The organism is Brevundimonas sp., from assembly GCF_032107865.1.
GTDB lineage: Bacteria > Pseudomonadota > Alphaproteobacteria > Caulobacterales > Caulobacteraceae > Brevundimonas.
In genome coordinates, this window is record NZ_DAMCNG010000187.1 from 275 (window position 1) to 5,338 (window position 5,064).

General features: G+C 68.7%; 5 protein-coding genes and 1 pseudogene. All 6 read right to left on the minus strand.

The window, feature by feature from the left end:
* A pseudogene (locus RT567_RS13220) lies at positions 1-1,255 on the minus strand (conjugal transfer protein TrbE); the annotation flags it as partial.
* Position 1,256: 1 nt separating this feature from the next.
* On the minus strand, positions 1,257-1,529 hold the full coding sequence (locus RT567_RS13225) for a VirB3 family type IV secretion system protein (RefSeq protein WP_312205275.1): 273 nt from the start codon (positions 1,527-1,529) through the stop codon (positions 1,257-1,259).
* Positions 1,529-1,849: a TrbC/VirB2 family protein gene (locus RT567_RS13230; protein WP_312205276.1), complete on the minus strand. Its 321-nt coding sequence runs from the start codon at positions 1,847-1,849 to the stop codon at positions 1,529-1,531. Before RT567_RS13230 ends, RT567_RS13225 begins: the two co-directional genes overlap by 1 nt.
* A 217-nt stretch (positions 1,850-2,066) precedes the next feature.
* Positions 2,067-3,020: a P-type conjugative transfer ATPase TrbB gene (trbB, locus tag RT567_RS13235; protein ID WP_312205279.1), complete on the minus strand. Its 954-nt coding sequence runs from the start codon at positions 3,018-3,020 to the stop codon at positions 2,067-2,069.
* A complete protein-coding gene (locus RT567_RS13240; RefSeq protein WP_312205277.1) occupies positions 3,013-3,453 on the minus strand; it encodes a hypothetical protein in 441 nt (146 codons plus the stop codon). Before RT567_RS13240 ends, trbB begins: the two co-directional genes overlap by 8 nt.
* The coding region (locus RT567_RS13245) for a type IV secretory system conjugative DNA transfer family protein (RefSeq protein ID WP_313576769.1) at positions 3,450-5,064 on the minus strand (1,615 nt) is incomplete at its 5' end. The genes RT567_RS13245 and RT567_RS13240, both read right to left, overlap by 4 nt.

Genomic DNA, 5,064 nt, shown 5'->3' on the forward strand with positions numbered 1-5,064 from the left:
GGCCGTCGAGCGCTGCGTCGCGGGCCGGGCCGGCCCAGACGGCCGAAACCGGCAGCAGATCGGCGAGATTGAGGGTGGAGACCAGGGGTCGGCGCACGTCCGCATAGGCCTCTCCCGGCAATGAGCCGAGCCAGGCCTCCACGGCGTTGAGGTCCTCGACCCGGGCCACCAGCCCCTGGGAGTTGAGGGCCGCCTCTATCGCCCGCGCCCGAGCGGCCGCGCCGGACGGCGTGTCGTCCAGCACCGTCACCGTCAGGGTCAGATAGCCGTAGGCGCAGGCGTCGGCGCCCAGGGCCGCCAGGGCCTCGTCGCACTCCTCGGTCTTGGACACGGAATCCGTATCGACCAGGGGCGTCTCTTCCCGCGTCACCGCCTCGCGCAGGAGCACGCCCACCCCCTTGCGCCTGGCGAACCAGCGCTTGCGCAGCCGTGTGATCTCCAGTTCGGCCGCGCTCTTGTCCAGGCCGATCCAGCGGGCGCTCCAGCGGTAGGCGAAGGGCAAGGCGCCGAGGGCGTCGAGCAGACCCGGACGCGTCGCCGCGGGCAGGCCGCGCACAGACACCACCTTGAGCCACTGTTCGCCCAGACGGGGCGCCGCTCCGCCCGCCAGGGGCGTGTCCGCCAGCCAGGCGTCGAGAAACATGGGCGGGTGCGGCGGCTCGACGGTCATCGGCCGAGTCGAGACGCAGTCGTGGAGCCAGGTCAGCAGGGCGCCGTCGTCCAGCCAGGCGATTTCCGGGAGGGCGTCACCCAGAAGATCGAAGAGGGTCGCGGCCTCGCGCTGGAAGCGCTCGAGCGCCTGCCGCCAGTCGGTCCCGCCTGTCGCCAGGCCGTCGAACAGCCAGCGTTCCATCCGCCGCGTCTCGTCGGCCGGGGGCAGCCAGGTCAAGGCCATGCGATAGTCCGTCTCGAAGGCCGGGTCCGCCGCCTCGAAGCGGCGGCGTCTTTCCGCGTCCAGCAGCCAGGCTGCGGCCTGGTCGAACTCGCTTTCCGGATAGGCTTCTGCGGGACGACGCGACGCCTCGACATGGAGGCACCAGCCATCGCCCAGTCGCCTGAGGGCGTTGTTGAGGCGGGCGCGTACGGCCATCAGCTCCTCCTCGGTGGAGGATTCCAGATCGGGGCCGCGGAAACGAAAACCGGCGGTGAAGGCGCCGTCCTTGTTCAGGACCACGCCCGGCGCCACCAGGGCCGCCCATGGCAGGTGATCCGCAAGACTGGCCGGCCGCCGACGATGTTCATCGAGAAATCGCATGTCAGGCGTCCAGATGTCCCGGCAGGACCAGGTGCCGCCTCAGGACGTCGAAGAAGCGGGGATCGCGTCGGGCCGCCCACAGGCCGAGGCCGTGGGCCAGGACCCACCACAGCAGGCCCAGCCACCAGATGCGCAGCGCCAGGCCGAGCATCAGGGCCGTCGTCCCCATCAGAATGGCGTAGTCGCGGGGCATGCCCGCCATGAGGACCGGCGTGGCCAGGGCCTGGGCCACCGGCAGGGTCCAGCCCTCGGGATGCAGACCGCCGCGGGACATCAGGCGACCTCCAGTCCGCCGGCGAAGCCGAAGAAGTCGAGGAAGAAGGTGGAGGCCGCGAAGGCGATGCACAGGCCGAACAGGATGCCGAGACCCCGCCTCATGTTGGAGCCGCTCTCGCTCATGGCCACCGCCACCCCGAAGATCACCACCGCCACCACGGCGGCCGCCTGGACCACCGGCCCGGTGATGGAGTTGACCACCTGCTGCAGGGGCCCCTCCCAGGGCATGCCCGACCCGCCGGCGAAGGCCGGCCCCGCGAACAGCGGAACCAGGAAGGTTGAGATGCCGGCAAGGCGGCGCACAAGGAACCTGCTCATAATCTGCTTCCTGTTCAGAACGTTTCAGAACGTCGCTTCACATTGCAAGCAAACTTGTCCACAGAGAGTCAACAACAAATATCATTGGTATTTAAACAAGTCTTGCGCGACTTGTTTAAGACTTGGAGCAAGTCGCGACATATTGCAGGTCTATTCAAGAGACATAGGCCAAAACGAACCCCAATGACTTGCGCCGACTTTCCGATACCTCAGCACATCAGGCGATGGTTTGCAGATCGATTTCGCCGTCGCCCAAACAGGTCAGACCAAGAACCGCATCGATCTTTCGTCCTCTTCGCCCCCTGCTGATGTGAATGATGCGATCCACCGACTGGGCGATCAGGCGCCGGGGCGTGCGCGCGGTCACTTCCGCGATCAGGTCCTCCAGCCGGCGCGGCGCGTCTTCCGCCGAATTGGCGTGGAGGGTCGACAGGCCGCCGGGGTGGCCGGTGTTCCAGCTTTTCAGGGTCTCAAGGGCGGCGGCGCCGTCTCTCATTTCACCGATGATGATACGGTCAGGCCGCATCCGCAGGGCGTCCCGGACTAGGTCCGCCACGCCGATTGAAACGGGCGGACCTCGCGTCAGGACCGCCACGACATCCCGGGCCGAGCACTGGAGCTCGGCCACGTCCTCGATGAGGAAGACCCGGTCCTGGGCAAAGGCGGGCTCCGCCAGGATGGCGTTGGCCAGGGTCGTCTTGCCTGAGCCCGTCCCTCCGGAGACCAGGATATTGAGGCGGCTCTCGGCGGCCTCGCGTATCACCGCGGCCTGGCGCAGCGTCATGACGCCGTCGCGCACATAGTCGTCGATCGTCCAGACGACAGGGGATTTCTTGCGGATGGAAAAGGTCGCCGCAGAGGCCAGGGGCGGCATGATGGCCTGAAACCGCTCACCGCCGGGAAGAAGGCCCGACAGTCTTGGCCGGTCCCGGCCGACGCCTTCGCCGACGAAGTCCGCCACCAGGCGCACGACCCGATCGCGCGCCGCCGCGGCAAGCACTGCCCCCGTGTCGCTACGGCCTTCGCCATGCCGATCAAGGATCAGGCGTCCGTCCGGATTGGCCATGATCTCCAGGACCTGGGGATCATCGAGCGCCGCCAGAACGGCCTCCCCAAGCGCGTGGCGCAGGGCCGCGAGACGTCGCTGGTCCGCGACATCGGGCTCAGAAATCGCCCTCCCTCCCCGGCATCATGGAGCCGGAGGCGCTGCGCCCCACGCGGCGGGTCACCAGCCGGGCCGCCGTATCGTCCAGCATCTGGTCGATCCGCCGCTCCACCGCCGCCTGGATGGTGGCGTCCGCCTCCTCGTCCTCGTCGGGCAACCGACGGAAAAAGGCCCGCGCCAGTTCGACCAGCAACTCCTGGACGATCTGCATGTCGCGGCCCGCGGCTCGCATATGGTCGCGAAAGGCCGTCTCCAGGGCCAGAAGCCGGTCCTCCGGATCGGCGCGCGGATTGTGCTGCAGCCCGCGGGCTATGGCCCGCCCGGCCGCCTGGCTCAGGGCCATGCGCCCGGCTCTCGCCTCCCGGTTCAGACCCGTCACCACCTTGGGATCCGTCAGATAAACCTGGACCCGGCAGGTCTCGCCGCTCCGTCTGGTCATTTGCGATCTCCCTGCAGATGGTCCAGCACGGCCCGCTGCGCCGCGAGATCGCGTACCGCGTCCCGATAGGCCTCGGCGGCCTGGGCGGCGGCCTTCCTTTCGTCCATGGCGCCGACGACCTCCTTGAACAGGGGTAGGGAAATCTCGGCGTCCTCGCCGAACCCCCGCCGTCCCGACCAGGGATGCCGGGGCCGGCCCGGGCCGTCCAGCCGCGCCGCCTGATCCGGAGCCGCCATCTGCGACCGGGTCCGGAAGGGCCGGGTCCGGTCATAACGAAGCTTGCGCGCCCTCAGGGGCCGGACGCCCGCCGCGAAGACGATCTGTTCGTCCTCCGGCAGGCCGCGGACCTCGCCCGGCTCCAGCAAGGGGCGATCCGTCTGCGACCGTGAGATCGAAGCCCGCCCCGTTCCCAGGCCTGCGGGACCGCTGCGACTGGTGCGCGTCTCCAGCACCGCTCCGGTCATTCTCGACACCTTGTCCTGGGTCAGCGGATCGAGGGCGGCGAAGGCGGTGTAGACGGCGCAGTTGTCGAGGATGGTGTTGTGGACGCCATAGGTTTCGACGATGTCATTGAGGGACTGGGCGACGAACATGACCTTGACCCCGTAGCCGCTGAGCAGGCGCAGGGATTTCTCGAAGAAGCTCACCCGGCCCAGCAGGGGAAACTCGTCCATGAGCATGAGGAGACGGCGCTGCTTCACCCGTCCGTCGCTTGCCCTCGCCTCATCCGTCGTCAGCGCCTGGGCCGCAGCATAGAAGAACAGCCGGACCAGCGGACGCAGGGCTACGGCGTCGGCCGGGGCCGCCTGGACATAGAGGGAGGCCGGACGATCGGCGCACATCAGGTCGGACAGGACGAAGTCGGATCGCGACAGCACCCGCTCCACCTCCTCCCCGGCCAGCCATTTCAGATAGGATCGCGCCGTGCCCTGGACCGAGGTGCGGAAGCGATCGTGCATCGCGACATAGCCGCGGACCGCCGTGGCGATGAAGGGGTGGACCTCGCCCGCCCCGTCCGGGCCGGCGCGGTGGAGGGTCCTCGCCATCAGGTCCGCCGAACCGTCCAGGTCGGCCAGGAGGGAGCGAACCTTGACGAGGGTCTTGTCCTCGTCGGACGCGACATAGAGGACATGCAGGATCACCGCCTCGAGTATCTCCGAAGCCGCCTTGTCCCAGATGGCCTCGTCCTCGCGGCCGCCGGCGGGATCGGACAGGATGGAGACCAGCCTCTGCACCTGGGCCAGTTCGCCCACGCCGGGCCGGATCTCTGCGAGCGGATTCCAGCAGGCCGAGGCCGGATCGCGCGGATCGAAGTAGAAGGTGTAGCTGAAAACTGATCTCCACCCGGCGCTTAGGCGCCAGAGCTCACGTTTGGGATCATGCACCAGGACGCTGGAGCCCCATGACAGCAGGGTGGGCATGACGTGGCCCCGGCCCTTGCCGGACCGCGTTCCGCCCGTCACCAGGGTCGGGCGCAGGTCGGTGGTCGCCAGCAGCCGGCCGCCCATGGTTCCGATGATGCAGCCGCCGCTTTCGAGAAGCCCCGCCTGGCGGGCGTCGCCCGGACCGCCCCAGCCTCTCCGCCTCGCTGCAGGGCCGGCTGCTGCAAGG

Excerpts from the sequence above, each read along its gene's own strand:
- RT567_RS13230 (WP_312205276.1), bottom strand. The coding sequence starts at position 1,849 with ATGAGCAGGTTCCTTGTGCGCCGCCTTGCCGGCATCTCAACCTTCCTG.
- RT567_RS13225 (WP_312205275.1), bottom strand. The coding sequence starts at position 1,529 with ATGTCCCGCGGCGGTCTGCATCCCGAGGGCTGGACCCTGCCGGTGGCC.
- RT567_RS13240 (WP_312205277.1), bottom strand. The coding sequence starts at position 3,453 with ATGACCAGACGGAGCGGCGAGACCTGCCGGGTCCAGGTTTATCTGACG.